Annotated in this window: 22 protein-coding genes; 11 read left to right on the top strand and 11 right to left on the bottom strand. The window is 42.9% G+C overall.

Features of this window, described 5'->3' with window-relative positions:
* Nucleotides 1-66 precede the first annotated feature (66 nt).
* The 3 genes from BLS28_RS08760 to BLS28_RS08750 are packed head-to-tail and all read right to left on the bottom strand — an operon-like array spanning nt 67 to nt 1,899.
* Nucleotides 67-843 carry an HAD-IIA family hydrolase gene (locus BLS28_RS08760; RefSeq protein WP_091164815.1) on the bottom strand — a complete coding sequence of 259 codons (777 nt, stop codon included), beginning with the start codon at nt 841-843 and terminating at the stop codon, nt 67-69.
* A 58-nt stretch (nt 844-901) separates the two neighbouring features.
* A complete protein-coding gene (locus BLS28_RS08755) occupies nt 902-1,285 on the bottom strand; it encodes an SRPBCC domain-containing protein (protein WP_091164811.1) in 384 nt (127 codons plus the stop codon).
* A gap of 23 nt (nt 1,286-1,308) precedes the next feature.
* A complete protein-coding gene (locus BLS28_RS08750) occupies nt 1,309-1,899 on the bottom strand; it encodes an acetate uptake transporter (RefSeq protein WP_091164801.1) in 591 nt (196 codons plus the stop codon).
* Between the two features lie 104 nt (nt 1,900-2,003).
* On the opposite strand from BLS28_RS08750, the gene gpmA reads away from it, so the two are divergent.
* From gpmA to BLS28_RS08730, 4 genes are all read left to right on the top strand, one after another.
* Entirely contained in the window at nt 2,004-2,693 is a 690-nt protein-coding gene (gene gpmA, locus BLS28_RS08745) for a 2,3-diphosphoglycerate-dependent phosphoglycerate mutase (RefSeq protein WP_091164799.1), read from the top strand.
* Nucleotides 2,694-2,782: 89 nt separating this feature from the next.
* Nucleotides 2,783-3,268: a hypothetical protein gene (locus tag BLS28_RS08740; RefSeq protein WP_091164797.1), complete on the top strand. Its 486-nt coding sequence runs from the start codon at nt 2,783-2,785 to the stop codon at nt 3,266-3,268.
* 239 nt (nt 3,269-3,507) lie between these two features.
* Entirely contained in the window at nt 3,508-5,118 is a 1,611-nt protein-coding gene (locus tag BLS28_RS08735) for a hypothetical protein (protein ID WP_218134382.1), read from the top strand.
* A 181-nt stretch (nt 5,119-5,299) separates the two neighbouring features.
* Nucleotides 5,300-5,662 carry a phosphoribosylpyrophosphate synthetase gene (locus tag BLS28_RS08730; protein WP_218134381.1) on the top strand — a complete coding sequence of 121 codons (363 nt, stop codon included), beginning with the start codon at nt 5,300-5,302 and terminating at the stop codon, nt 5,660-5,662.
* A 118-nt stretch (nt 5,663-5,780) separates the two neighbouring features.
* On the opposite strand, the gene BLS28_RS08725 is transcribed toward BLS28_RS08730, so the two are convergent.
* Complete coding sequence (locus tag BLS28_RS08725; protein ID WP_091164792.1) at nt 5,781-6,344, bottom strand: HEAT-like fold family protein; 564 nt, start codon at nt 6,342-6,344, stop codon at nt 5,781-5,783.
* A gap of 123 nt (nt 6,345-6,467) precedes the next feature.
* Between BLS28_RS08725 and BLS28_RS08720 the strand changes: the two genes are divergently transcribed.
* The 3 genes from BLS28_RS08720 to guaB all read left to right on the top strand — a co-directional run bounded on the left by BLS28_RS08720 (nt 6,468) and on the right by guaB (nt 10,838).
* A complete protein-coding gene (locus tag BLS28_RS08720) occupies nt 6,468-7,706 on the top strand; it encodes a M16 family metallopeptidase (protein WP_091164789.1) in 1,239 nt (412 codons plus the stop codon).
* Between the two features lie 103 nt (nt 7,707-7,809).
* Nucleotides 7,810-9,087, top strand: a complete 1,278-nt coding sequence (locus tag BLS28_RS08715; RefSeq protein ID WP_091164785.1) for a M16 family metallopeptidase — start codon at nt 7,810-7,812, stop codon at nt 9,085-9,087.
* 278 nt (nt 9,088-9,365) lie between these two features.
* On the top strand, nt 9,366-10,838 hold the full coding sequence (gene guaB, locus BLS28_RS08710; protein WP_091164782.1) for an IMP dehydrogenase: 1,473 nt from the start codon (nt 9,366-9,368) through the stop codon (nt 10,836-10,838).
* A 77-nt stretch (nt 10,839-10,915) separates the two neighbouring features.
* Here guaB and BLS28_RS08705 read toward each other — a convergent pair whose 3' ends face one another.
* Nucleotides 10,916-11,695, bottom strand: a complete 780-nt coding sequence (locus tag BLS28_RS08705) for a hypothetical protein (RefSeq protein ID WP_090525667.1) — start codon at nt 11,693-11,695, stop codon at nt 10,916-10,918.
* A gap of 97 nt (nt 11,696-11,792) precedes the next feature.
* On the opposite strand from BLS28_RS08705, the gene BLS28_RS08700 reads away from it, so the two are divergent.
* Both BLS28_RS08700 and BLS28_RS08695 read left to right on the top strand, forming a co-directional pair.
* Nucleotides 11,793-12,377, top strand: a complete 585-nt coding sequence (locus tag BLS28_RS08700; RefSeq protein WP_091164777.1) for an LOG family protein — start codon at nt 11,793-11,795, stop codon at nt 12,375-12,377.
* A gap of 187 nt (nt 12,378-12,564) precedes the next feature.
* Entirely contained in the window at nt 12,565-14,193 is a 1,629-nt protein-coding gene (locus tag BLS28_RS08695; RefSeq protein ID WP_091164775.1) for an acyl-CoA carboxylase subunit beta, read from the top strand.
* A 121-nt stretch (nt 14,194-14,314) separates the two neighbouring features.
* On the opposite strand, the gene BLS28_RS08690 is transcribed toward BLS28_RS08695, so the two are convergent.
* The 6 genes from BLS28_RS08690 to BLS28_RS08665 form a co-directional block, all read right to left on the bottom strand.
* Nucleotides 14,315-15,058 (bottom strand): hypothetical protein, encoded by a 744-nt coding sequence (locus BLS28_RS08690; RefSeq protein WP_091164771.1) that lies wholly within the window; start codon nt 15,056-15,058, stop codon nt 14,315-14,317.
* Between the two features lie 16 nt (nt 15,059-15,074).
* Nucleotides 15,075-17,378, bottom strand: a complete 2,304-nt coding sequence (locus BLS28_RS08685; RefSeq protein ID WP_091164770.1) for a family 20 glycosylhydrolase — start codon at nt 17,376-17,378, stop codon at nt 15,075-15,077.
* A 321-nt stretch (nt 17,379-17,699) separates the two neighbouring features.
* Nucleotides 17,700-18,656: a thioredoxin-disulfide reductase gene (trxB, locus tag BLS28_RS08680; protein ID WP_090526227.1), complete on the bottom strand. Its 957-nt coding sequence runs from the start codon at nt 18,654-18,656 to the stop codon at nt 17,700-17,702.
* Between the two features lie 73 nt (nt 18,657-18,729).
* Nucleotides 18,730-19,905, bottom strand: a complete 1,176-nt coding sequence (locus BLS28_RS08675; protein WP_091164769.1) for a dipeptidase — start codon at nt 19,903-19,905, stop codon at nt 18,730-18,732.
* Between the two features lie 26 nt (nt 19,906-19,931).
* Complete coding sequence (locus tag BLS28_RS08670) at nt 19,932-20,927, bottom strand: aldo/keto reductase (RefSeq protein WP_091164768.1); 996 nt, start codon at nt 20,925-20,927, stop codon at nt 19,932-19,934.
* Nucleotides 20,928-21,037: 110 nt separating this feature from the next.
* Nucleotides 21,038-21,640 (bottom strand): CDP-alcohol phosphatidyltransferase family protein, encoded by a 603-nt coding sequence (locus BLS28_RS08665; RefSeq protein ID WP_091164767.1) that lies wholly within the window; start codon nt 21,638-21,640, stop codon nt 21,038-21,040.
* A gap of 75 nt (nt 21,641-21,715) precedes the next feature.
* On the opposite strand from BLS28_RS08665, the gene BLS28_RS08660 reads away from it, so the two are divergent.
* Entirely contained in the window at nt 21,716-23,764 is a 2,049-nt protein-coding gene (locus tag BLS28_RS08660; protein ID WP_091164764.1) for a vWA domain-containing protein, read from the top strand.
* A gap of 32 nt (nt 23,765-23,796) precedes the next feature.
* Nucleotides 23,797-25,047 carry a dihydroorotase gene (locus BLS28_RS08655; RefSeq protein WP_091164761.1) on the top strand — a complete coding sequence of 417 codons (1,251 nt, stop codon included), beginning with the start codon at nt 23,797-23,799 and terminating at the stop codon, nt 25,045-25,047.

The following is a 25,047-nucleotide window of genomic DNA, read 5'->3' as shown; positions in this document are numbered from 1 at the left end:
CAAAAACAAAAAACGGACGACCAGTAAAAATGATCGTCCGCTTTTAAACAGGCTTGCAGAATTATCTTATGACCACCATTTAAGCGGAAAAACTATTTTATCAACCGAGCTTGCTATCATATCAGGTTTAAAGGCATAATGGCTCAATTGATCTTTGCTGGAAATGCCTGATAGTACAAGGATAGTTTTATAGCCCATTTGTACACCTCCCTGAATATCAGTTTCCATAGTATCGCCAATAACAGTCGTTTCGGCCGTTTCAAGCCCAAGGAATTTTCTTGCCGAGCGCATCATTACCGGGCTTGGTTTGCCGGTTACAAAAGCTTTGCGGCCGGTAGCTTCCTCTATCATGGCTGTTGTAGCTGCGATACCTAAATTGTTCCAGCCCGGTTTTTTAGGAGATGGGTCCCTGTTTGTGGTTATAAACTTGGCGCCTGCCAGGATCATGTCGACCGCACGCTGCACCATTTCCAATGTAAAGTTGCGGCCTTCGCCTAAAACAACAAATTCCGGGTCGGAATCAACAAGTGTGATCCCGTTTTCGTGCAAACTGCTCAACAAACCACCCTCACCCAGCACAAAAGCGGTACCATTGGGGCTTTGATCGCCCAGGAATTTCCCGGTAGCCATGGCGCTTGTATAAATATGTTTTGTTTCTACAGTTATTCCCAATCTTTTAAGTTTCCGTACTACCTCCAGGCTGGTGCGCTGGCTGTTGTTGGTCATAAAAGCAAATGGTATATCATTATCAATAAGGTGTTTGATGAATTTATCAGCGCCCTGTATCAGTTCTTCGCCGCTGTAAATTACACCATCCATATCAATTAAAAGACCTTGTTTCATGCGTATAAATTATAAATGTTTTGTTTTATTAAAGAGGTGATGTTGAATACCCGACGTGTTAAGCTCCCTCAAAAAAGTCGATCAGGCCGCCAAAGTAACTCTCGTTCCAACCGTCAACAATATCATTATAATCATCATCGGGAATGTTAGTGTGCCTTAACTCGGCCGAAGTGCCTTGCTTATCAGCATGTAATTTGATGGTAACGATAGAATTATCGCTTTGTCCTTCAAAATACCATTGCTGAACCACCTTTTTATTGGGTTCAAATTCGATGTTTTTACCTACGATACTACCATCCCACATAGAAAATTCCGTACCGGGCTCTGTCGACATTTCGGCGACTTCGCCAGTCCACAATTCAATGGTAACCGGGTTGGTGATGGCCATGTAAATCTCTTCGGGAGTGGCCGGTATGCTGTAATATTTTTTATAATCTTTCACCCGCGCAATTTAGCTCAAATAATTTAAACCTTCACCGGGCCAATCGGCAAAACGGTTTTTCCGTAAATCTCATTCAAAACATTAGCGATACCGGTGTAGATAGCCGATGCCCCACAAATAATACCTTCATAACCAGCCAGGTGTTTAATGCCTGCATTGCCGGTGACATCACCAGCCACTAACAGGAAAAATAATATAGTTAACGATGCAAAAACAAATTGCAGCGCACGGTTAAGCCTCAATGTTCCAAAAAACAACAGCAGGGTAAACACACCCCAGATGCTTAAGTATGCGATCATGGCGCCTTCAGATGGCGCAGCTCCCCAGCCAAACTTGGGCATTACCAACAGGCTCACTAATGAAAGCCAGAAAAATCCGTACGAAGTGAATGCTGTCAGCCCGAAGGTGTTGTTCTTTTTAGCTTCGATAACACCGGCGATAACTTGTGCAAGCCCACCGTAAAATATACCCATGGCTAAAATCATGGTGTTCATTTCAAAAAAGCCGGCGTTGTGGATGTTTAGCAAAACAGTAGTCATTCCGAAAGCACAAAGGCCAAGCGGTGCGGGATTGGCAATGCCATCTTTCACCGGTACTGGTGTAGTAGGGATCATAATAGGTTTTAGTTTATTTGGTTTGTACCGCAAGCTAATTGATTTATAAATATTAAGCAAGTTTTTCACAACCCTTAACCTACTTTTGCGTTAACTAAGTACCTATGCAAAAATTAGTACTAATACGCCACGGTGAGAGTATCTGGAACCAGGAAAACAGATTTACAGGCTGGGAAGATGTCGACCTGTCAGACAAAGGTTACGAACAGGCTCATCGCGCCGGAAAAATCCTTAATAAGAATGGCTATAATTTTGATATTGGCTTTACATCCTATTTAAAGCGATCAATCAAAACATTGCATTACATACTGGAGGAGCTCGACCACCTATGGATCCCCGTTGAAAAATCATGGCGGTTGAACGAACGCTTTTATGGTGCCTTACAAGGGTTAAATAAAGACGAAACCATTGCCCGGTACGGCGAAGAGCAGGTATTAAAATGGCGGCGCGACCCCAATGAACACCCGCCTGCTATAACCAAAGATGATGCGCGCTACCCGGGGCATGATCTTAGGTACAAAGATCTGACCGAGCGTGAGCTCCCGCTGACCGAAAACCTGAGCGAAACTATGGACAGGGTATTGCCTTTCTGGAACGAAAGAATTGTCAGGGCCTTGCGCCGCAATCAAAAGGTCATTGTAGTGGCACATGGTAACAGCCTGCGTTCGCTTATAAAATATATAGATAATTTAAATGATGAGGAAGTGACTGCGTTGGAAATCCCTACCGCCACCCCCTGGGTTTATGAACTTGATGGGGATTTAAACAGGATCAGGCATTATTACCTTGAATAATTTACCCTCCGGATCTTCATTTCTCTTTTTTATGTAGCACAATTGTTTATCTTGTAAGCCATAAACCAATTAATCCCTAATTAAGACGAATGAAAAAATCCGACATTTATGAAGTCGCCATTAAAGTACTGGGCATATACCTGCTGGTGGCCGATATCTCTAAACTTCCCGGCCTGATCACCTTTATCAGTAACCATGCGGGTTCCTCTCTCGAACAGCAGCCTGCCGATCAGGGAAACCTTTTGCTGGTAAATGGTTTAAACTTTATTTTCCTGATCGTATTAGCGGTGTTGTTAATTGCCGGTACAAAAAAAATCACCCGCTGGATCACCAACGAAAGTGACTATCAGGAAAACGCGAAACTTTTTGCAGAGCGCAAAGTCATCTACGAGATATCCCTGGTAATAATAGGAGGGTTATTGTTGGTTGGCACCATACCCGATTTTTTATACCACTTGTATACGCTTGCCAATGTTAATGAACAAAGCAGTGTAATATCGGCAGGGGCGAAAATATTTATCGGCATACTAACCGTAGCTTTTGCCAAAAGGATAGGAGCTTATTTTGCCAGGTAAAAGTTGAACAAATTTAATGTATTAAAAGAGCGACCTTTTTTGGACGCTTTTTTTATTTTCGAGCCATATGTTAGCCGTTCCACTTCTGAAAATGGAACACTTATATAAATGTAAGAAGCTTCAATAGGTTTACTTAACAATAAGTTAATGAAATAGCAATGATTACGAATTAACCTTTGTACGGTTTTACCGTATAATTTAACATTATTAACTTATACATTAAAACCTGAAAAATCATTATGCTAAAACTTACTAATCTACGTATGTGGGTATTGGCTGCTGCCGCTACAGGCATGTTGGCAAGCTGTCAAAAAAACGGCCAGATGCCTGCATTGAAAGCTGCCGACCAAACTGCAACCAGTACAAAAACAATTAAAACCTTAGCTGTATCCTTAACACAGGGTTTTGAAGTTGGCGCAACCAGTCCCAAAACTGCTTATGATGTATCGCCAACCGGTTCATCGAGCGGCGACAATGTTACCCTGTCTGGCAATTCATGGAATATGTATGATGCCCTGATCGGCAATCTCTCTGCCGACCAAAAAGCGGGCTCATGGAGTGCCCGGATCCGCAACACCGGTAAAATTACTATGCTGTTTGACGTTACCACGGGCATCAGCACGGTTACCATCAAAAGCGCTACCTACGGCGGCGATACTCCAAGCACATGGGGATTGTTTTATTCTGTTAACGGAGGTTCGTCCTGGACACAATCCGGTTCGGCAATTACTACTACCACAACTCTTACTATATCAACTTTTACTGTTACACAAACCGGTAATGTACGTTTAGAGATCCGTAAATTATCTGGCGGCACCAACCGTATCAATATTGATGATATCACCGTTAATGATAACGGCGGCGGCGGTACAGGCGGGGGTACTGTACTTACAGGCAAAAAATTCCTGTTTGATGCAAGTCACCTTGAAAACGCGGGCAGTGCCGACTGGCAAATAGATGCCGATGGCACTGAACAGGTTGCTATTTACACAGGCGGAACCACTACCGAAACCAAAGCACAACGCGTTCCTACTCCTTCATACACAGGTATCACTTCATCTACTACCGAAACTTATTGGAAAGGCGCTCTTTCAGCATGGGCGGTAGAATTGGTAAAACGCGGCGAACTGGTTGAATCGTTACCTGTAGGTACTGCAATCACTTATGGTGGTGGTGGAGCCCAGGATTTGAGCAATTACGATGTATTTGTTGTTTGCGAACCTAACCGCTTATTTACTGCCGCCGAGAAAACTGCTTTGATGAACTTTGTAGCTAATGGTGGTGGTTTATTCATGATAGCAGACCATACCGCGGCCACAACTGCTGGTACTGATGCTAATGGCTACAATCCTTCAGACCGCGATGGTGATGGTTATGATTCGCCAAGGGTTTGGAATGACTTGATGACCAACAATGGCATCAATAACAACAACCCTTTCGGCTTTTTTGTAAATTATGTTGATATCAACGAAAGCCCGTCAACCAACGTTTATACCGGTTCCAATGCCGATGCGCAAAAAGTGCTGAATGGTGCGGCAGGTACTGCTTCAAAAATGGCTTTCTACGATGGTTCTACAGCAACCTTGTTCCCGGCCAACAACTCAACCGTACAGGGCTTATTCTGGCGTAACAGCGCTACCAATGGTGGCAATGCCAACGCTATGGCATTATTGGCAACCTATGGAAGCGGCCGTGTTGTTTGGATCGGCGACAGCTCGGACGCCGATGACGGCACAGGTGATACAGGCGATAACCTGTTTAATGGTTGGTCGGGTGATGCTCCGTCAGGATATACCTCGCATTCGTCATTTCATTTAAATGCTTCATTCTGGCTGGCCAAAGCTCAGTAAGCATAGAATAACCTTTCCCCGAACGGGAGAATTTTCATTTGTTAGCTTAAGTCCGGTTGCCCGTGGCAGCCGGACTTTTTTATTACCCCGCTTCAAACAAGTTAGTTGCTTTTGCAGTTATATATTATATGAAGGTGATCAATGAACTCATCTTCTGTTTTACCTATACAAAAACATCACCATGAAAAATTATGAAACCTTAGTGGATGCCACTAATGACCTCATGAAGAGGGGATATACGGCCAACCTTAGCCTTGATGGCGATACTATTGATGATAAAGAAAAAGATATCAGGATGACTGCCGATGATTTTGAGATTGATGAGTTTTATCGCTTTGAAGGTCCAAGTAATCCATCGGATATGTCGATAGTATACGCTGTATCATCATCAAAATATAACTTAAAAGGAGTGCTGGTAAATGCTTATGGTACTTATGCCGATGATAGCTCATCCGCGTTAGCTGCCAAATTGCATCATGGCCAGGTGAGTCATAACCTGCACGGCGACGACAGGCCAACGGCGTATGTAAGTCGAAAGCCTTGAGTCAAAAATCTTAAGTTAAAAGTCGGTGACAAATATTTCTGTAGGGACAGCGGGATATTTGTTGGCGGCTTTTAGCTTTTAATACAATAGCAGACTTTAGAAGTCTTCCCTTCGGTGATTAGAGAGGCTTAGGTCTCAGTTCCTTCATCATTTTTTTTCCTGCCGACTGGATAGCCGCGGTACCATTACGCATTAAAAATTCAAGCTGGGCCGGTAGCTCATCGGCCACCCAGGGGTAACGGTGCCGCAAATTAAACAAAGCCCAACCAGCAAATACTTTCACCGCTATTTTAACTTTTGGATCTATCATCCAGCCAAAAAGCTGCTCAACCGCTGGTTCAAGATCGATGCTGTTCAGTTTTTGTTTTACCGGCGATTGTTCTTTTTCCTCGGTGGCGTACATCAATATTTTAGCATAATGCCTTTGGCAGCCTGGATTGGTAACCTGTGGTAGCCGTTCAATCAAATATTCAAGATTATTGGTAAAAACCTCAGGGTCTTTTAAAAACATGTTTTCCAGGAGCCACGCCGCACGGAACCCGAGGGGTTTATCAGCATGAAAGGTAATCTCTATCAGGTCGCGCAAATCAAACTGTTGTTCAGTCAAAATACGGCTTAATTCAAGCACTTTGAGTTTGCCTATGGTATTCGCTATTTTTTGGGTAAGTTCGTCGCGGGTCATTGGTAGCCTAAAAGTAAAAAAATACCGGTGCCTAACCTAAAACACTTGTTCATTTTTGGCATTCACTTTCAATGTCATCAAAAGTTATACATTTGCTATCCGTATTAAAAATTTAAGAGATACATGGTTAAATTCAACCGATTCACACTTGACAATGGCCTTAGGGTTATTGTGCATGAAGATAATACAACGCCAATGGCGGTGCTTAACATTTTATATGATGTTGGTGCACGCGATGAAGATTCCGAACAAACCGGCTTTGCCCATTTGTTTGAGCACCTCATGTTTGGCGGATCAGTCAATATCCCTGTTTATGACGAACCACTGCAAAGGGTAGGAGGTGAAAATAATGCCTTTACCAGCAACGATATCACCAACTATTATATCACTCTGCCATCGGCTAACCTGGAAACCGCATTTTGGTTGGAGAGTGACCGGATGCTGAGCCTTGCTTTTAGCGAAAAAAGCCTTGAGGTGCAGCGTAACGTAGTTATAGAAGAGTTTAAACAGCGGTACTTAAATCAGCCTTACGGAGATGTTTGGTTAAAGCTTCGTCCGTTGGTTTACAAAAAACACCCTTATCGTTGGGCGACTATCGGCAAAACCATCAAACATATCGAGGATGCACAAATCGAAGACGTAAAAGCGTTCTTCAAAAAACATTATAACCCACAAAACGCCATTATGGTAGTAGGGGGTAACGTAACAACTGAACAGGTAAAAGAGCTCTCCGAAAAATGGTTTGCTCCGATCCCGGCCGGCGAAAGATATCACCGCAGCCTTCCCCAGGAACCTGAACAGCAGGAAGCCCGCCGCGAAACGGTTACCGCCAAAGTACCACTCAATGATGTGTATATCGCTTTTCAGATGGGGGCCCGCACAGATCAAGATTACTATGTGGTAGAGCTGCTTTCGGATATTCTTTCGCGCGGCAATTCGTCACGGTTATATAAATCGCTGATTAAGGAAAAACAGATTTTTAGCGAGGTGCATGCCTATATTACCGGCAGTTTGGATAAAGGCATGTTTGTGTTAGAAGGCAAACCGCTCGATGGCATCAGCATTGAACAGGCGGAGACTGCATTATGGGAGGAACTGGAAAAAATAAAAGCTGAGGAAATCCCGGCAGATGAACTTACTAAAGTTCAGAACAAAACCGAGTCAACCATGATTTTTTCCGAAATGTCGCTATTGGATAAGGCCATGAACCTGGCCTCATTTGAATTGCTGGGTGATGCTGACCTGATCAACCATGAAACAGCAAAATATCTTGCTGTAAACGCTGCCCAGGTAAAAGCACAAGCCAATAAACTGTTCAGAAAAGATAATTCATCAACACTTATTTATTTGGCTGAGAAATAAAAGAAACCATGATTAAAAGGATTTTAGGATTGCCTTGATGTATGGACACCGTTTGAATCAGGAAATCTTTAAATCACACAAATCAAGGTCAAACAATATACATATGATCAACAGAAAATTAGCCCCCGAATTCAGGGCTATCGATAATATTAATCTGATTAGGCCAGAGCACAAGAAACTAAGCAATGGCTGCAACATTTTTTGCTTTAACTCCGGCGACCAGGAGCTTGTGCGCATTGAGTGGGTCTTTGGTAACCTGAGCTTTGATCCGGCGAAACCATTGCTTAACATGGCCGTAAACTCCATGCTTACTGATGGCACTACAACTTTAACTGCTGCACAGATTGCCGACAAAATTGACTTTTACGGCGCCTTTTTACAGGTTGACTATGGATACGAAAACTCGCAGGTAACACTGTATAGCTTAAATAAACACCTGCACCATACTTTACCGGTTATTGCCGATATCCTGAATAATTCCATTTTTCCGGAGAAGGAACTGGAAACCTTTAAGCGCAACCAACAACAAAAATTGCAGGTTAGTCTGCAAAAAAATGATGTGGTGGCCCGCAGAGCATTTAACAGGGCTGTTTATGGAACTACCATTTTTGGATATGCTGCTGAGATGACCGACTATCAAACCCTGCAGCATGATGATATGCTGGCACATTACAAAAAAATGTACCAGCCTTCCAATTGCACTATCGTTATAGCGGGTAAGATTGAGCCGGAAATGCTAACATTGCTTACCGATACATTTGATAAAGATTGGGAAAACAGCCCAATCCCGGCGGTTACAATTCAGCCCGATATTAAAGCCGCCGCCGACCTGTTTTATTTTACAGAGAAACCGGAAGCTTTGCAATCGGCTATCCGGATAGGTACGCCTATCATCAACCGTTCGCATGAAGACTTCCAGGCGTTACAGGTTTTAAATACAGTATTCGGTGGTTATTTTGGATCGCGGTTAATGGCTAATATCCGCGAGGATAAGGGGTATACCTATGGTATAGGATCGGGGCTGGCGTCATTTAAGCAGGGCGGATCATTCTTTATAGCGACAGAGGTTGGTGCAGATGTTTGTAAGTCGGCGGTTGCCGAGATTGAAAAAGAAATGAACCTGTTGAAAACCGAACTGGTACCGGAAGAGGAACTTTCCCTGGTGCGCAATTACATGTTAGGCTCATTATTAGGAAGTTTGGAAAATGTATTTTCGCATGCTGATAAGTTCAAAACCATCTATTTTGCAGGTTTGGATTACGATTATTATGACAGGTATACGGTGACCGTAAAAAACATAACTTCAGATAAGCTGATCCAACTGGCTAATACTTATTTCAACTTCGATCAGTTTTATAAAGTGATTGTAGGGAAATATTAATTTTTGATTTCGGAATTGGGATGTTCGATTTCGGATTACTTTGATTCGGAAATTCGCTTTTTGATTTGTTTAACGGCGAATCAGAAAGCGAGACTCCCAAATTCTTGAATGGATTTGAGTAGTAAAAATAAAATAAATCCGAAATCGAACATTCAAAATGCCAATCCCGAATTATCATCTTAAGGCAATTTTAAATAAATAGAAAAGCGAAATTCCGAATTCCGAAATATTTTATTACCTTTGCCCGGCAAATAATAACTCCAAAATAATTATTTGCTATGCAGTTAGACCCATCAAAATTTGTTGCCGAAGGATTAACTTACGACGACGTTTTACTACTCCCGGCTTATTCAGAAGTTTTACCACGCGAAGTGAATACCGGCACTTACTTAACTAAAAGCATCCGGTTAAACATTCCTATTATCTCGGCCGCCATGGATACGGTTACCGAGGCTGAGCTGGCTATAGCCATTGCGCAGGCAGGTGGTATAGGTATGTTACACAAAAACATGACCATACAGGCACAGGCCGACGAGGTACGCAAGGTTAAACGCTCAGAAAGCGGTATGATCCAAGACCCGGTAACTTTACTGGAAGACGCCCTGCTTGCAGATGCTTTCCAGATCATGAGGGAATTTAGCATTGGTGGTATCCCGGTTATCGATGCAGATCATAATCTGAAAGGCATTATCACCAATCGTGATCTTCGCTTCCAAAAAGATATGAGCGTTCCCGTGAGCGAAGTAATGACCAAAACCAACCTGATCACCGCACCTGCAGGTACCACCCTTGTGGATGCTGCTAACATACTGCAAAGCAATAAAATTGAGAAACTACCGGTTGTGAATAAAGATGGGAAACTGGTGGGCCTCATTACTTATAAAGATATTCAGAAAGTTAAAAACTTCCCGAACGCTTGTAAAGACGAATACGGTCGTTTACGTGTTGGTGCAGCCGTTGGTGTAGCCGCCGATAACATTGACCGGGTAACCGCCCTGGTTAATGCCGGTGTTGACGTAATTACGGTTGATACAGCTCATGGCCATTCAAAAGGAGTTATTGATATGGTTAAGGCAGTTAAAAAACTCTATGCTAACCTGCAGGTAATTGCCGGTAACATTGCAACGGGCGATGCTGCTATCGCACTGGCTGATGCCGGGGCTGATGCGGTTAAAGTAGGTATTGGCCCAGGCTCGATTTGTACAACCCGTATCATTGCAGGTGTGGGTGTACCACAGTTATACGCGGTATATGAGTGCGCCAAGGCACTTGAAGGCCGTGGCGTTCCGGTAATTGCCGATGGCGGTATTAAACAAACCGGAGATATCGTTAAAGCTATTGCCGCCGGTGCAAGCTCAATCATGGCAGGTTCATTATTTGCAGGTGTTGAAGAGTCGCCCGGCGAAACTATTATCTATGAAGGCCGTAAATTTAAATCATACCGTGGTATGGGTTCGGTTGAGGCGATGGCCAAAGGCTCAAAAGACCGCTATTTTCAGGATGAAACCGATGTGGTTACAAAACTGGTACCGGAAGGAATTGTTGGTCGGGTGCCGTTTAAAGGCAGCATGGCCGAAGTGATTTTCCAGTACATCGGTGGTTTACGTGCCGGCATGCACTATTGCGGTGCTGCCAATATCGAAGACCTCCAACGTGCCAAATTTGTGAGGATCACCGCTGCTGGTATGCGCGAAAGTCATCCGCATGATATTACTATCACTAAAGAAGCGCCTAACTATACAAGCAGGTAATTCTTAATATAAACTGCATAAAATAAGGCGGCTGAAAGATCCTCTATCTTTCAGCCGCTTTTGTTTTTGATAATAACCTATTGGCCGGTCACTGATGATGATTTTGAAATTAAACCGTTCGCGGTGATGATCTTTAACGCCTGTTCGTAATTGAACCCCACTTTAACAAGTGCATCAAAATAATCTTTATTTAATTTAGCTATTTCGGCTATTTTGCCGGGCTGCTTAAAGTAAGCGAGTTGAGCGTCAAGCACTGATTTTGCCATCGATGCGTACATCGGTCCCATAGAATTCATCGCGTTTTGCATGTCATTAGAGGGGCTTCCATTAAATAGTCCTGTTGAGGCTGTATCCGTGGCTACAGGTGGTGGCGGAAGCAATACAACATCGGTTACCTTGACATGCTTGGTTGCAGCAGCTTGCTCAGTTAAACTAACATTATAAAAATTAAAATAGTTAATTCCCGACCTGCTTAACCCGGCATGCTCTATGATGTCAATGGATTTTGCAGCAGAAGGTATTTTTTTAAAATATACCTTAAACTCAAGCTTATCACCAGCCTTTTTTAATACATTTTTATTGGGTACCATGGCTATGTTTTCCGACTTAACATACTCATAATGTGCGTTGCTTAAATCAGTTTGAATAAAGATCTCTTTATTGAGCTGTAGCCACGCATTATCCTGGTAGGCATAGTTTTCAAAGGTCACAATAGTATACTGACTATTGGTTTCTATTTTTTTGATGATTGTTGATTGATCGTCTTTTTGCTCAACATTAGGAGTTGTGATGTTTTGTGCGAATGCCTGCACTGCAACAATAAAAAACGTGATAATGGTTAAGATAGGTTTTTTCATGTGATAATTTTTCTAAATATATAAATATTGGATTACATACAATCAACAGGTAACAAAACCTTAATAGGCCATTGAACAAATTTTGCTATCATTGAGCATGAAATCTATCTGTGTATTCTGCGGTGCCAATTTCAATGGCGATCCTGCATTAAAACAAGCCATCGAATTATTGGCAGAGGTTATGGTAAGCCGTAACATTACACTTGTGTTTGGCGGCGGTAAAGTTGGCGTTATGGGTTTGATGGCCGATGCTGTGTTAAGCAGGGGAGGTAAAGCTATCGGTATAATCCCGCAGTTTTTGATGGATAAAGAAGTAGGACATACAGGTTTAACCGAGTTGCACATTGTAGAAAATATGCATCAGCGTAAACAAATGATGAACGATCTTAGTGAAGGCATCATTACGCTTCCGGGCGGATGGGGCACTCTTGAGGAGTTTTTTGAGGTGCTAACCTGGCTGCAGTTGGGTTTGCATAACCATCCTATCGGCTTGCTCAACGTCAACGGCTTTTACGATCTGTTACTTAAACAAATGGATGTAATGGTTGAACAACGTTTTCTGAAGCCAACCAATCGCGAACTGATTCTTACCTCAGGCGATCCGATAGAGCTGGTAAACCTGATGGATAATTTCAACGCCAAACCAGATGATGTATGGTTTAAGGATAGAAACCTTACGTAAGTCTTAAGTCTGGAGTTCTGAGTCAAAGTCTTGATGTGTAGAAAGATTTAGTTGGCTGATTAAACGACCTGATGCGAACTTTTTACGGCAAACTGGTAAGGTTGCACCTCTTTGAAACAAAACCGTTTGCAATTTCCTTTTTTAGATAGGAAATTTTCTAAATTACCTGTCCTATCTAAAACCAATTATGAATATCGAATTCAATAAAAATGAAGATATTAATAAGCAGCTTGTTTATGAGCTAAACACCCGGCTTAACAAAGTACATCAGGGCGGTGGTGAAAAAGCCGCAGCCAAACAAAAAGAAAAAGGAAAAATGCTGGCCCGCGAGCGGGTGGCTTACCTCATTGATAAAGATAAACCATGGCTGGAGATCGGCGCTTTTGTGGCCGACGGCATGTATACTGAACATGGCGGCTGCCCATCCGGAGGAGTTATCTGCGGTATCGGATATATATCCGGTAGGCAATGTGTTGTTGTGGCTAATGACGCCACGGTAAAAGCAGGGGCCTGGTTCCCGATAACAGCAAAAAAGAACCTCCGTGCCCAGGAAATAGCCATCGAAAACAAGTTACCTATCATTTACCTCGTCGATTCGGCAGGAGTTTATCTGCCTTTGCAGGACGAGATCTTTCCGGATAAAGAACACTTTGGCCGCATTTTTCGCAATAATGCTATCATGAGCAGTATGGGAATTATCCAGATCGCCGCCATTATGGGTTCATGCGTGGCAGGAGGTGCATATTTGCCTATCATGAGCGATGAGGCCATGATCGTGGAAGGCACGGGTTCAGTTTTCCTGGCGGGGTCATATCTGGTAAAATCGGCCATTGGCGAGGATGTGGATAATGAAACACTTGGCGGTGCCACTACTCATTGCGAAATTTCAGGCGTTACCGATTATAAACAGCCTAATGATCAAGCCGCTCTTGATTCCATCCGCAATATCATGAGTATGACGGGCGATTATACCAAAGCCGGTTTCGACAGGATCCAGCCCTCAGCTCCAAAACTCAGTGAAAAAGAAATTTATGGAATACTGCCCGATAACCGGGAAAAAGCCTATGATATGAAGGAGATTCTTCTCCGTTTGTTGGATAACTCAGAATTTGAACCCTATAAAGATGGCTACGGACAATCTATCATTTGCAGCTTAGGCCGTATTGACGGATGGGCCGTAGGGATTGTAGCTAATCAGCGCAAGGTGATCAAATCAAAAAAAGGCGAAATGCAGTTTGGTGGGGTAATCTATTCCGATTCGGCAGATAAGGCTACCCGTTTTATCATGAATTGTAATCAAAAGAAAATTCCGCTGGTGTTTTTACAGGATGTTACCGGTTTTATGGTAGGCAGCCGGTCGGAGCAAGGGGGAATAATCAAAGACGGAGCAAAAATGGTGAACGCAGTAGCAAATTCCGTTGTACCTAAATTCACCATAGTTGTAGGTAATAGCTACGGAGCAGGAAACTATGCCATGTGTGGCAAAGCCTACGATCCACGATTGATCTACGCCTGGCCGTCGGCCAAAATTGCGGTAATGGGCGGCGGACAAGCAGCCAAAACCTTGTTGCAGATCCAGGAAGCAAGTCTCAAAGCTAAAGGCGAAGAGATAGATGCTGCAAAAGAAGCCGAATTGTTGAAACAGATAACAGATAAATATAATTCTCAAACAACTCCATATTATGCCGCTGCCCGGCTTTGGGTGGACGGGATCATCGATCCGCTTGAAACCCGTAAAGTAATATCAATGGGGATTGAAGCCGCTAATCACGCACCAATAGAAAAGGCTTTTAATGTAGGGGTGATACAGACGTGATTTTAGTGATTAGAGGCTGGAGGTTAGAGATTAGTAAAAAGCGCCATGATGAACTGCTCATCACGGCGCTTTTAATGTTTTGACTTGTTTCGCCTTGCGCTCGTTTGTAACGCAAACTAAATTATCCTCTATGTCTTTTATGTTTTTTCTTAGACGATTTTGAAGAAGAAGATGAGCTTTGTTTATCCGAAGATTTTTTCTCATCAGTTTTAGCAGGCTGATTGTCCGGTTGCTTTACATCTGTCGAATCTTTGCTCAACTGCTTAACGGTAAATTCATTACCCCGTAAACCATACTCCAATTGGCGTTTTGCTCCTGATGGTTTGGCATCTTTGCCGGTTCCGTTAAATATCGAGAACTCCCGCATCAGCTTACCTTCCTTAATATAGAAATTATCATTACCACGGTAACCTTTGCGCTGCGAGCTGGTCAGCTTCGGAAAATCCAGCTTATTGGCCTTACTATTATTGTCGTTAAACTCAAAGGCGTAAATTGACGTGTAATTGGTTGTATCTTTCGATTTAGCCTGTATCAGGATTTCAGGATTGCCATCCACATCCATATCCGAATTGTAAACGTCAATAATAGCCCCATCCAAATCGCCGGTTGTCGTAGTGTATTTTATAGCCGACGAATCTGAATGTAATATCATGAACGAACCGGCCTCTTCGGCGCCGCGCCCCCAGCTCAAAATGTCATAGCTTTGGCCCGGAGACACCTCTATCAGTTTGTGAAACCTGAAAGGCGCCATCAATTCCGGCTTTTTAGGTGCCGTAGGAGCGGCAGGCTTTTTTGTTTCCTGCCCGCCGCATCCAGCCATTAATGCACTTATCGCAAGCGCAAAAAGGTAAAACCTGTTAGTCATATTTTTTGGGTTCAACTTAGTTGTATAATGTATCTGGTGTTAGCTCGGCTTTTGCTTTACCAGGCGCAGTAATAAACACTTTTAACGATACAGGGCCAACTCCCTGGTCAAAATATTTTACCGTTACCTTATGGTAGCCTTTTAATAACGGCGCAGCTCCCATTTGTTCATTCATGGTGTGTTTTCCATCATTATCAACTACCGGTTGGTCATCAATTAACAAAACCGAACCACCTGCAGATGACGTTGCAAAGCCATAAACGCCATCGGTTTCAATATTAATAAATCCTGTATAAATCACACCATATTTACCTTTATTTTTTCGCAGATCAGTCGTATTAAAGGTTTTGGTTACGCCGCTGTCGGCAGGCATAACGCCAAGTTGGTTTGTACTGCTGTAAAGACCAGGAAAAACCTGATACTTTAGTCCCGATGCTGTACCTGTATAAGTAACGGCTGCCATTGGCGCTTTATTATAAACCAATGTACGGGTAACATTGCTCCGTTTGCCCGAAGGAGTGATCACAATAGTCTGTAGTTCGCGATATTGATCGGCGGGTATATCCAAATTAAGTGGGGTAGTATAAATCAAGTCTGTTTCGCGTGGGGTATAACCGTCAATAGTATAATGAACTTTTGCACCTTCAACAGATGGTTTCAATACAGCATTTAACTTGCTTCCTATCATCACTGTATCTTTTGCACCTATAGCTGTTGGCACGTGGTAATCAAAACCATTTTTATCCAGCCATGCCAAATGACCAGGTAAGCGTGTATCAGCAAAATCAACATAATTTTTATTAGCCAATGGCGACCAGGCAATTTCTGATAATGCAAGCAACCTCGGCAGCAGCATAAATTCCACTTTGGCATCTGTGGCCACATATTCCGTCCACAAATTGGCCTGCACACCTTTAATGTATTTTTGCTCATCAGGCGTTAATACAGCAGGAGTGGGGTTATAGCTGTAGATTTTTGAAAGCGGTTCGTTGCCACCGATGCTTAAAGGTTCCTGGCTTGGCCTACCCTGGCCATGGTCAATGTATAAACCGTTGCTTCCTGGCGTCATGATCACATCGTGTTTTTGCTGCGCTGCTGCTGTTCCGCCTTCCTCGCCGCGCCAGCTCATAACGGTAGCATTAGGAGCAAGGCCGCCTTCTAAGATCTCGTCCCAGCCAATGATGCTGCGACCTTTTGAGTTTAAAAACTTTTCAATGCGTTGTATAAAATAGCTTTGCAGTGCGTGCTCGTCTTTCAGTTTCAATTTTTTAATTAGCTGCTGGCAAAATGGCGAGCTTTTCCATGCATCTTTCGGGGCTTCGTCACCGCCAATGTGGATGTATTTACTCGGGAAAAGCGCCATCACTTCTGTTAAAACGTCCTGTAAAAAGGCAAAGGTATTTTCATTAGGGCAGTAAATATCGTTAAATACGCCCCACGTTTCGGCAGGTTGATACGTTTTTGACGGGTCACAGCTTAACTTGGGATAAGCAGCAAGCGCAGCTTTAGAGTGCCCCGGCATTTCAATTTCAGGCACTATGGTAACAAACCTGTCTGATGCATACTTTACTACCTGGCGTATTTGATCTTGTGTATAAAAGCCGCCGTACGGTGTCCCATCAAATTGTTGTGGCGTACGGTCGTGATAACCACCTATAAGCGTTTGTGCACGCATACTGCTTATTTGGGTAAGCTTAGGGTATTTCTTTATTTCAATCCGCCAGCCCTGATCTTCAGTAAGGTGCCAGTGAAAGGTATTCAGTTTATAAGCGGCCAAGAGGTCGATATATTTCTTAACCATTTCCACCCCAAAAAAGTGGCGACCAACATCAAGCATCGCGCCCCTATAACCAAAGCGTGGGTAATCTTCAATTTGCACGGCAGGCAGCTTTATGGTAGCCGAATGCTCTACGGGCATTAGCTGGAGCAGTGTTTGCACTCCATAAAAAAGCCCGGCTCCTTTACCTGCAACAATCACTTGTTGCGGAGTAATAGTTAAACGGTAACCTTCGGCAGGTAAACCATCAGTACCGGCAGCAGTAAGGGTTATAACGTTGTTGCTTTTGCTGCCTTTTACAACAATTGGTTTGTTGTATGCCTGGTTATTGGCAAGATAATCTTCAAAAAATACTACTGCTTTGTTTGAGGGCGTATCCGCCTGGATCGTGGTTTCCTGGCTCAAAATAAATTGACCGGAAGCTTTTTTCAATGAAACAGGTGCGGGGATAATGCCCAGGTTTGGATCAGCATCCTGCGCATTTGCAGTGGAGGTGTACACTGCAAGCACGGCGAGCAGTACTAAAGAAACCTTTTTATACATAATTTATCTAACAGGTTAGTGTGAGCCCGTAAGATAAAACTTTTTTAAAAAATTTAAAAAGTTTTAATATGTAAAAATCTTAGTTCAGTAAGTATTTGTCTGAACTCGAATTTATGGAATGAAACGAATTAACAGGATGCTAAGCAAATTCAAAAGAATCTTATTGTTTGCTAATTCGGGTTAGACCACGGTGTGCAGTGTAAACCGAAAAATCTCCCCAAACCCCGGTTCAGAAATGAAAAAAGCGATAGGGGATACCTGTCGCTTTTTATGATCGTAAGAAACCATCTAATCTCTTACCTCCAATCTCTAATCGCTTGATTAAGCTGTCACCACATGCTCTTTGGCAGCCAGGTAGCGCTCAGCATCGATAGCGGCCATACAGCCGGTACCGGCTGCTGTTACAGCCTGGCGATAAATATGGTCTTGTGCATCGCCGGCGCAAAATACACCCTCAACGTTGGTTTCAGTTGAACCGGGACGGGTGATGATATAACCGGTTTCATCCATATGTAACCAGCCTTTAAAAATATCGGTATTAGGGTGGTGACCAATTGCTACAAAGAATCCTGTAACATCAAGATCGGTTTCGGCGTTGGTTTGGTTATTGATCACTTTAACACCGGTAACACTTTGACCATCGCCTAAAATTTCTTTGGTTTCGGTATTATACAATATTTCAATGTTTGGTGTGTTCAGCACGCGGTGAACCATCGCTTTTGAAGCACGGAACTCGTCCCTGCGAACGATCATATATACCTTGCGGGCCAATTTGGCTAAGTAGGTAGCTTCTTCGGCTGCAGTATCACCGGCACCAACAATAGCTACGTCCTGGCCTTTAAAAAAGAAACCATCGCAAACGGCACAGGCAGAAACGCCAAAGCCGCTGTATTTTTGTTCAGACTCTAAACCAAGCCATTTGGCCGAAGCTCCGGTTGAAATAATCACGGTATCTGCTGTGATAGTTTTCACATCATCAACTACAACTTTATGTGGCAGGCTTGAAAAATCAACAGAACTAACATATCCGAAACGGATTTCGGTACCCAGGCGCTCAGCCTGTTTGCGGAAATCCTCCATCAGTTCAGGGCCCATAATGCCTTGCGGATAGCCTGGGAAATTTTCAACTTCGGTAGTTTGTGTAAGCTGGCCGCCTGCCAGTAAACCGGTATACATAACTGGCTTAAGATCAGCGCGGGAAGCATATATAGCTGCAGTATAACCTGCAGGACCTGACCCTATGATCAGGCATTTTACGTGTTCAGTTTCTTGAGACATTTTATTATAAATGAGTTGCGAATTTACGATTTTAAGCGCATAAGGCAAAGCGCATATCGTCAACAAAGTGACATCATTTACCTGTATTTGCGGCAAGCACCCGCATTACATTTCCACCTAATATTTTATCAATATCTTTTTGGCTGTAGCCTAATTTCAATAGTTCTCCGGTTATTTTTGGATAATCAGCAACGCTATCCAAACCAAGAGGGTATGATTCGGCTCCATCAAAATCCGACCCGATACCCACATAATCAACACCTATCAGCTTTACTATATAATCAATATGCTTAATTAGCAATTCAAGCGGTGGTCTGAGCTTGTCAGATTCAACTTTATACATGGCATTTATCCTGATATTGGCCAGATCGACGTCATGATAAACTTTGGTCAATGAATCGAGCTCTGTTTTATGCAGCGCCAAAAACTTAAGCACTTTGGGTGTATAGGTACTGTCTACAAAGCCACTATAAAAATTAATGCATACCACACCGCCGTTTTTTGCCAGCGCCTTTAGTTGGTCATCCTTTAAGTTGCGGCGAAATGGATCGATACTATAAGCACAGCTATGTGAAGCGATAACAGGCTTTGTGGTTGTTGCCAGCACATCATAAAAAGTACGCTCACCCACATGCGATACGTCAACCATAACACCAAGCTCATTCAGGTGCTTTACTATTTGTTTGCCATAATCGGTAAGTCCTAAATGCTTCAAACTATCCTTTTTAGTAACCTCGTCACGTGCCGAAGTTGCCCATGAAGTGCTGTTATTCCAGGTGAGGGTAAGATAGCGCATCCCTCGTTTAGCCAGACTGTCAATGTAATCCATCCTGTCTTCGATCATATGCCCGCCTTCAACACCAATCAATGCTGCCAGCTTTTTACCGGCCACAGCTTTTTTAAGTTCTTTGGTATTGCGCACTAAAGCTATTTTATCAGGATTACGTTTGATGAGCGCGTACAACGAATCTATCTCCCGGTTTGCAAAAGCAAAGGCAGCCCCTTTACCGTAACTTTCACCACACCAGATAGAAAAGATCTGTGCGTCAAGTCCGCCTTCTTTAGCGCGGACTAAATCAAAATTCCCTTCGCTCTGACGTTTGCCTAAATCAGCGCCGGTGATCAACTCGTTTGAAATAACATCGTTATGCGTATCAATTAAAATAGCTTTTTGATGGATCTGCTGGGCATTTTGAGCAGATAATCTTAATGCCAACATTAAAGGGAAGAGTAGCAACGATTTTTTCATAATGGAATATAGGAAAATCCTTGATCTTAATCTACAATCACCAAATCACTTAACTGGTTATTGATAAACTCCATTTCTTCTCCATTGATATGAATATTTATTGCTTTTGCATTTTCAACTGATTGTTCGGCATTACGGGCGCCAACCAGCGCTACGGTTATGCCTGGATGATTGATTGTCCAGCGGATAACCAATTGCCCTAAAGTTGCACCTTTTTCGTCGGCCAATGGTTTTATTTTGGCAAGGAACGCATTGGTACGCTCAATGTTTTGATCTTTAAAATATTTAACGCCTGCACGATGATCGCCTTCGCCGAAATTTTGGCCGGGTTTCATTTTACCGGTCAATAAACCACGCTCAAGGGGACTATAAGCTAATATTGCTTTCCTGTTTTCGATGCAATAAGGGATTAACTCATCTTCAATAGCGCGGTTTACCATGCTAAACGGAACCTGGTTTGCCGCCAGCTTAATGGTTTTGGCAGCGATTTGCATTTGACTCAAATTATAATTACAAACACCTGCTTCGCGAATTTTACCCTGTTCTTGCAGACGTAAAATGGCCTCCATAGTTTCGTCAATAGGCGTAGTTTTGTCCGACCAATGAATTTGGTACAGGTCGATATAATCGGTACCGAGACGTTTGAGACTATTTTCACACTCGGCTATAATGCTGTCTTTACCGGCATATCGATACACATCAATATCCTTTCCGCTGTTGTCTTTACTTTTGAAAAAGAACTCACCTTTTACAAGGTCCCAGCGCAAGCCATATTTAGTCAGGATCTGTACCTTATCCCGGGGTAGGCCTTTAATGGCCAGGCCCACCAGCTCTTCGCTTTTACCTTGTCCATAAACCGGGGCTGTATCAATTGATGTTATTCCAAGGTCGTAAGCCGCACGCATGGCATCAATAGCTTCCTGATCGTCATTGCCACCCCACATCCAGCCGCCTGCAGCCCATGCTCCAAAAGTTATTGCCGATACGCTTAGTTTACTTTCGCCTAATCTTCTGTATTCCATTTTTTAAGTAGATTGATGTATGCACCAAATATATTTATTTATACATGATTTGAAAGGGAAGACCGATATTAAGATAGTTAAAGAGACAAGGCCATATTGTTTTCTTGCAATTAGCCATTGAAAAGTTTATGGCGCGTTATCTCTTTGCCATTCCTTATCAAAAAAGCATGGTAAATAGTTGGGATGTCGTTTGTCCACTCTTTTATAATAAGTAGCATGCCTATTATTTCTATACGGGTAGCTATTCCCAGATAAAAACAAATATTAAATAGAATTACAGAAGAGCAACTTACTGTAACCTGAATCATAGTTGCGAGCAGTACAAGTGTCCAAAACTTTGAAGATATGGCGTGTGTGGCCACCTCTTTACCAAACCGGATATAGCTTATGGCATAACATCCTGCTTCCATGGCAACCAGCAAGCTTATCTTTAGCAGATTGTCTTTAAAAAACTGTGGACAGGTGATATAACATCCTGCCACAATACTCAACCAAAAAAATTGATCGACACCTGAATCAAGCCGTCTGAGCATGGGGCTTGAAACGTTCAGCCGTCGGGCAATGATTCCATCAAAAATATCTGATAGTAAGCCGAGTATCATTAATATTATAATGATGTTTCGGAAATACAGGCATTGTATTAAGCTTAATGCAATAATTATGATACCAAATAAAACTCGCGATAAAATTAATAACAGGGGGATTTTTTTCATGTTCCGGTACTGCAAGATAACAGAAATTCAATTTAATTACCACATTTGTAAATAGCACAACCATCTATATAAAATATGTATTTTTTATATCCTGCTTTTTTATTCGCGTTGTTAAGTCTGGCCATCCCGGTTGTGATCCACCTATTTAATTTTCGTAAATACAAAAAGGTATATTTCAGTAATGTACAGTTTCTGAAAGAGGTGCAGGAACGGCAGGCCTCGCGTCGCAATTTGAAGGAGCGATTGATATTGGCGGCGCGTTTACTCACTTTGTTATTTCTGATACTGGCATTTGCCCGACCTTATATCCCCGGCGCGCAAAATGCTAATGCTGGTAAACAACAGGTGATAAGCGTTTTTGTGGATAATTCTTACTCCATGGAAACCCTTAACCGCGAGGGGTCGTTACTTGATGAAGCTAAACGCCGTGCTAAGGAAATTGCTTCGGCTTATAACATTAACGATCGCTTTCAATTACTTACGCAAGATTTTGAAGGTAAACATCAAAGACTGTTGAGCCGTGATGAATTTAATGATGCAGTTGATGCGGTTAAAGTAAGTTCACAAAGCAGGAGCTTACAACAGGTTATCAGCAGACAGGAAAACCTATTGCAAAATCAACCGGGAGCTGCTAGGTCGGTGTTTATTATTTCTGATTTTCAAAAAAACAGAAATGATAAACCAGTGAAAGTCGATAGTAATATTACCGTTAACCTTGTTCAGCTTAAAGCCGGAAACCTTCCAAATGTTGCTGTTGATTCGGTTTGGTTACTTAGTGCGGTACATCGCCCGGGTGAAAGTGAAAAACTGGTTGTACGCCTACATAATTACGCTACAGAAAAAGAAGAAAAGATTCCCCTCAAAATATTAATTAACGGTGAGCAAAAGGCGCTCGGTAGCTTCAGTATCAATGCCCGCCAGGTTCAAAATGATACCTTATCATTTTCGGGCTTAAAACCTGGATGGCAGAGCGGTGAAATTAAGTTGCAGGACAATCCGGTCACATTTGACAACCAGTTTTATTTTAGTTTTAATGTAAAGCAGCAAATGCCGGTTCTGCTGATAGATGGAGGCGCTCCAAATCCATATCTGAAAGCTGTTTTTGCATCTGACGCTTTCTTTGCTGCATCCCGTGTAACCGATGGTAACGTTGATTACACTGCACTTAATAGCTACCCTATAGTAATTATCAGCGACATTAAAACCATAGCTACCGGACTGGCACAGCAGTTGAGAACGTACGTGACAAAAGGAGGGACGCTGGTTGTATTTCCGTCGGCCGATGCCGATCTGGCTAATTATAAGTCATTTTTATTAGCCTTAAATACCGGATATCCTGAAAAGCTAATAACCCAGGATGTAAAAGTAGCTTCCCTTAACAGGCAGAGCCCTGTTTTTAAGAACGTGTTTGAAAGCTTTCCTCAAAACCCCGATTTACCATCCGTTAAAAAATACTATCAACTGAGTAAAAGCGGTGCTAAGCAGGAAAGCCTGATGAAGCTTGCTACCGGCGAAGCTTTTTGGGGGGGGTACTGGAGCGGAAGAGGAAATGTTTATGTATGTGCCGTGCCCCTTAACGAGGATTTTAGTAACCTGCAAAGGCATGCACTGTTTGTACCCATACTTTTTAGGATGGCATTATTAAGCGGGCATGACCAACCCTTATTTTACACCCTTGGCACCGACGAAAATTTTGAGGTACCACCTGTACAAACCACTGAAAAGCAATTGCTCAAACTCATCAAAGGCAATCAAAGCATTATCCCGGATGCAAGGCAGCGGGAGGGAAGTGCGTTGTTATATGTTTCTGACCAATTGAATGAACCCGGAATTTATTCGCTCCGGAAACAGGACAGCACGCTGGCGACGCTTGCAGTTAACGACGACCGTGCCGAATCTGACATGAGTTATTTTTCGGCAGCCGACCTGGAAAAATTGATACCAAATGCAAAGCCCTTATTAATAGCGGGAAACGGCTCATTAAAAAGTGTTGTTGCCGAATCAAATTTTGGCACACAATTATGGAAACTTTGTATAATTTTGGCGCTGATCTTCCTGCTTGCAGAAATATTGTTAATCAGATTTTATAAGCCTGATCAACAAGGTGTTATTCAGGCGGGATAGGTCCATACAAATCCACACATAAAGCAGTGCTAATGAATTTGCTTATCAAATCAGCCACTATTCTTGATCCCGGATCATCCTTTCATCAACAAGTTGCCGATATTTTAATTGAAAATGGTGTTATTACCCGCATAGCCGACGATATTGATGCCGATACCGAACTGTTTGATGCCGAAGGCAAATATGTTTCGCCCGGCTTTTTCGATCTTAACTGTAACGTAGGCGAGTTGGGCCTTGAAACCAAGGAAGACCTTCGCTCAGGTACAATGGCCGCGGCGGCAGGAGGTTTTACCGGCATAGCACTAATGCCCAATACCCAGCCGCCGGTGCATTCCAAGTCGGAAGTTGAATACCTGCTAAACCGCTCAAAAGGTAACCTGGTTAATGTTTATCCTCTGGGTACCATATCCCAGAAGCGTGAAGGGAAAGATCTTGCAGAAATGTACGATATGTACCAAAGCGGCGCAAAGGCTTTTACCGATGGCAGTCGCCCGGTACAGGATGCCGGTTTAATGGAAAGAGCTTTACTGTACGCACAGGGCTTTGATGCACTGGTTTTCTCTTATCCGGAAGATATAGCAATAGCAGGTAAAGCAAAAGTTAACGAAGGCGAGATCAGCACGCTGCTGGGTATGAAAGGCATCCCATCACTGGCCGAAGAACTGATGGTTGCCCGCGATCTTTATCTTGCGGAATACACAGTATCACGCATTCATTTTACAACTATATCAACAGCGCGTTCGGTCGAGTTGATCCGTGAAGCTAAGCGTAAAGGTATTGAGGTTACCTGCGATGTTGCTGCACATCATTTAGTTTTAACCGATGAATCCCTTTTGGGCTTCGATAGCTTATATAAAGTTAAACCGCCGTTGCGCACTGCCGATGATGTATCCGCACTGGTAACAGGCTTAAAAGACGGCACTATTGATGCTATTGTATCGCAGCATACCCCACACGAAATTGAATTTAAAGATGTGGAATTTGAAGTTGCCGAGTATGGTATTATCGGTTTACAAACAGCCTTCGCCCTGGCTTTAAAAGCGGGTTTACCGGTTGAACTTATAGTTGAAAAACTTGCTGTTAATCCCCGCGAGATACTTGGTGTTGAACTGCCGGTTATCGCTGAAGATGAAAAGGCAAACCTCGTGGTTTTTGACACCGATGCCGAATGGGAATACACTGCGGCTAACAACAAATCTAAATCTGCAAACTCGCCTTATATCGGGCAACGTTTAAAAGGTAAAGTATTGTTAACTTACAACAATAAACAAATCTTTAAATAA

Source organism: Mucilaginibacter gossypii, assembly GCF_900100945.1.
In the GTDB taxonomy this organism is placed as follows: domain Bacteria; phylum Bacteroidota; class Bacteroidia; order Sphingobacteriales; family Sphingobacteriaceae; genus Mucilaginibacter; species Mucilaginibacter gossypii.
The sequence above is the reverse complement of the archived record's forward strand: the minus strand, read 5'-3'. Positions and strand labels throughout refer to the sequence as shown.

Excerpts from the sequence above, each read along its gene's own strand:
- BLS28_RS08725 (WP_091164792.1), bottom strand. The coding sequence starts at position 6,344 with ATGACCCGCGACGAACTTACCCAAAAAATAGCGAATACCATAGGCAAA.
- BLS28_RS08670 (WP_091164768.1), bottom strand. The coding sequence starts at position 20,927 with ATGGAATACAGAAGATTAGGCGAAAGTAAACTAAGCGTATCGGCAATA.
- BLS28_RS08690 (WP_091164771.1), bottom strand. The coding sequence starts at position 15,058 with ATGACTAACAGGTTTTACCTTTTTGCGCTTGCGATAAGTGCATTAATG.
- BLS28_RS08685 (WP_091164770.1), bottom strand. The coding sequence starts at position 17,378 with ATGTATAAAAAGGTTTCTTTAGTACTGCTCGCCGTGCTTGCAGTGTAC.
- BLS28_RS08740 (WP_091164797.1), top strand. The coding sequence starts at position 2,783 with ATGAAAAAATCCGACATTTATGAAGTCGCCATTAAAGTACTGGGCATA.
- BLS28_RS08720 (WP_091164789.1), top strand. The coding sequence starts at position 6,468 with ATGGTTAAATTCAACCGATTCACACTTGACAATGGCCTTAGGGTTATT.
- BLS28_RS08705 (WP_090525667.1), bottom strand. The coding sequence starts at position 11,695 with ATGAAAAAACCTATCTTAACCATTATCACGTTTTTTATTGTTGCAGTG.
- BLS28_RS08760 (WP_091164815.1), bottom strand. The coding sequence starts at position 843 with ATGAAACAAGGTCTTTTAATTGATATGGATGGTGTAATTTACAGCGGC.
- BLS28_RS08675 (WP_091164769.1), bottom strand. The coding sequence starts at position 19,905 with ATGAAAAAATCGTTGCTACTCTTCCCTTTAATGTTGGCATTAAGATTA.
- BLS28_RS08660 (WP_091164764.1), top strand. The coding sequence starts at position 21,716 with ATGTATTTTTTATATCCTGCTTTTTTATTCGCGTTGTTAAGTCTGGCC.
- BLS28_RS08665 (WP_091164767.1), bottom strand. The coding sequence starts at position 21,640 with ATGAAAAAAATCCCCCTGTTATTAATTTTATCGCGAGTTTTATTTGGT.
- BLS28_RS08695 (WP_091164775.1), top strand. The coding sequence starts at position 12,565 with ATGAATATCGAATTCAATAAAAATGAAGATATTAATAAGCAGCTTGTT.
- BLS28_RS08655 (WP_091164761.1), top strand. The coding sequence starts at position 23,797 with ATGAATTTGCTTATCAAATCAGCCACTATTCTTGATCCCGGATCATCC.
- trxB (WP_090526227.1), bottom strand. The coding sequence starts at position 18,656 with ATGTCTCAAGAAACTGAACACGTAAAATGCCTGATCATAGGGTCAGGT.
- guaB (WP_091164782.1), top strand. The coding sequence starts at position 9,366 with ATGCAGTTAGACCCATCAAAATTTGTTGCCGAAGGATTAACTTACGAC.
- BLS28_RS08750 (WP_091164801.1), bottom strand. The coding sequence starts at position 1,899 with ATGATCCCTACTACACCAGTACCGGTGAAAGATGGCATTGCCAATCCC.
- BLS28_RS08715 (WP_091164785.1), top strand. The coding sequence starts at position 7,810 with ATGATCAACAGAAAATTAGCCCCCGAATTCAGGGCTATCGATAATATT.
- BLS28_RS08730 (WP_218134381.1), top strand. The coding sequence starts at position 5,300 with ATGAAAAATTATGAAACCTTAGTGGATGCCACTAATGACCTCATGAAG.
- BLS28_RS08700 (WP_091164777.1), top strand. The coding sequence starts at position 11,793 with ATGAAATCTATCTGTGTATTCTGCGGTGCCAATTTCAATGGCGATCCT.
- gpmA (WP_091164799.1), top strand. The coding sequence starts at position 2,004 with ATGCAAAAATTAGTACTAATACGCCACGGTGAGAGTATCTGGAACCAG.
- BLS28_RS08735 (WP_218134382.1), top strand. The coding sequence starts at position 3,508 with ATGCTAAAACTTACTAATCTACGTATGTGGGTATTGGCTGCTGCCGCT.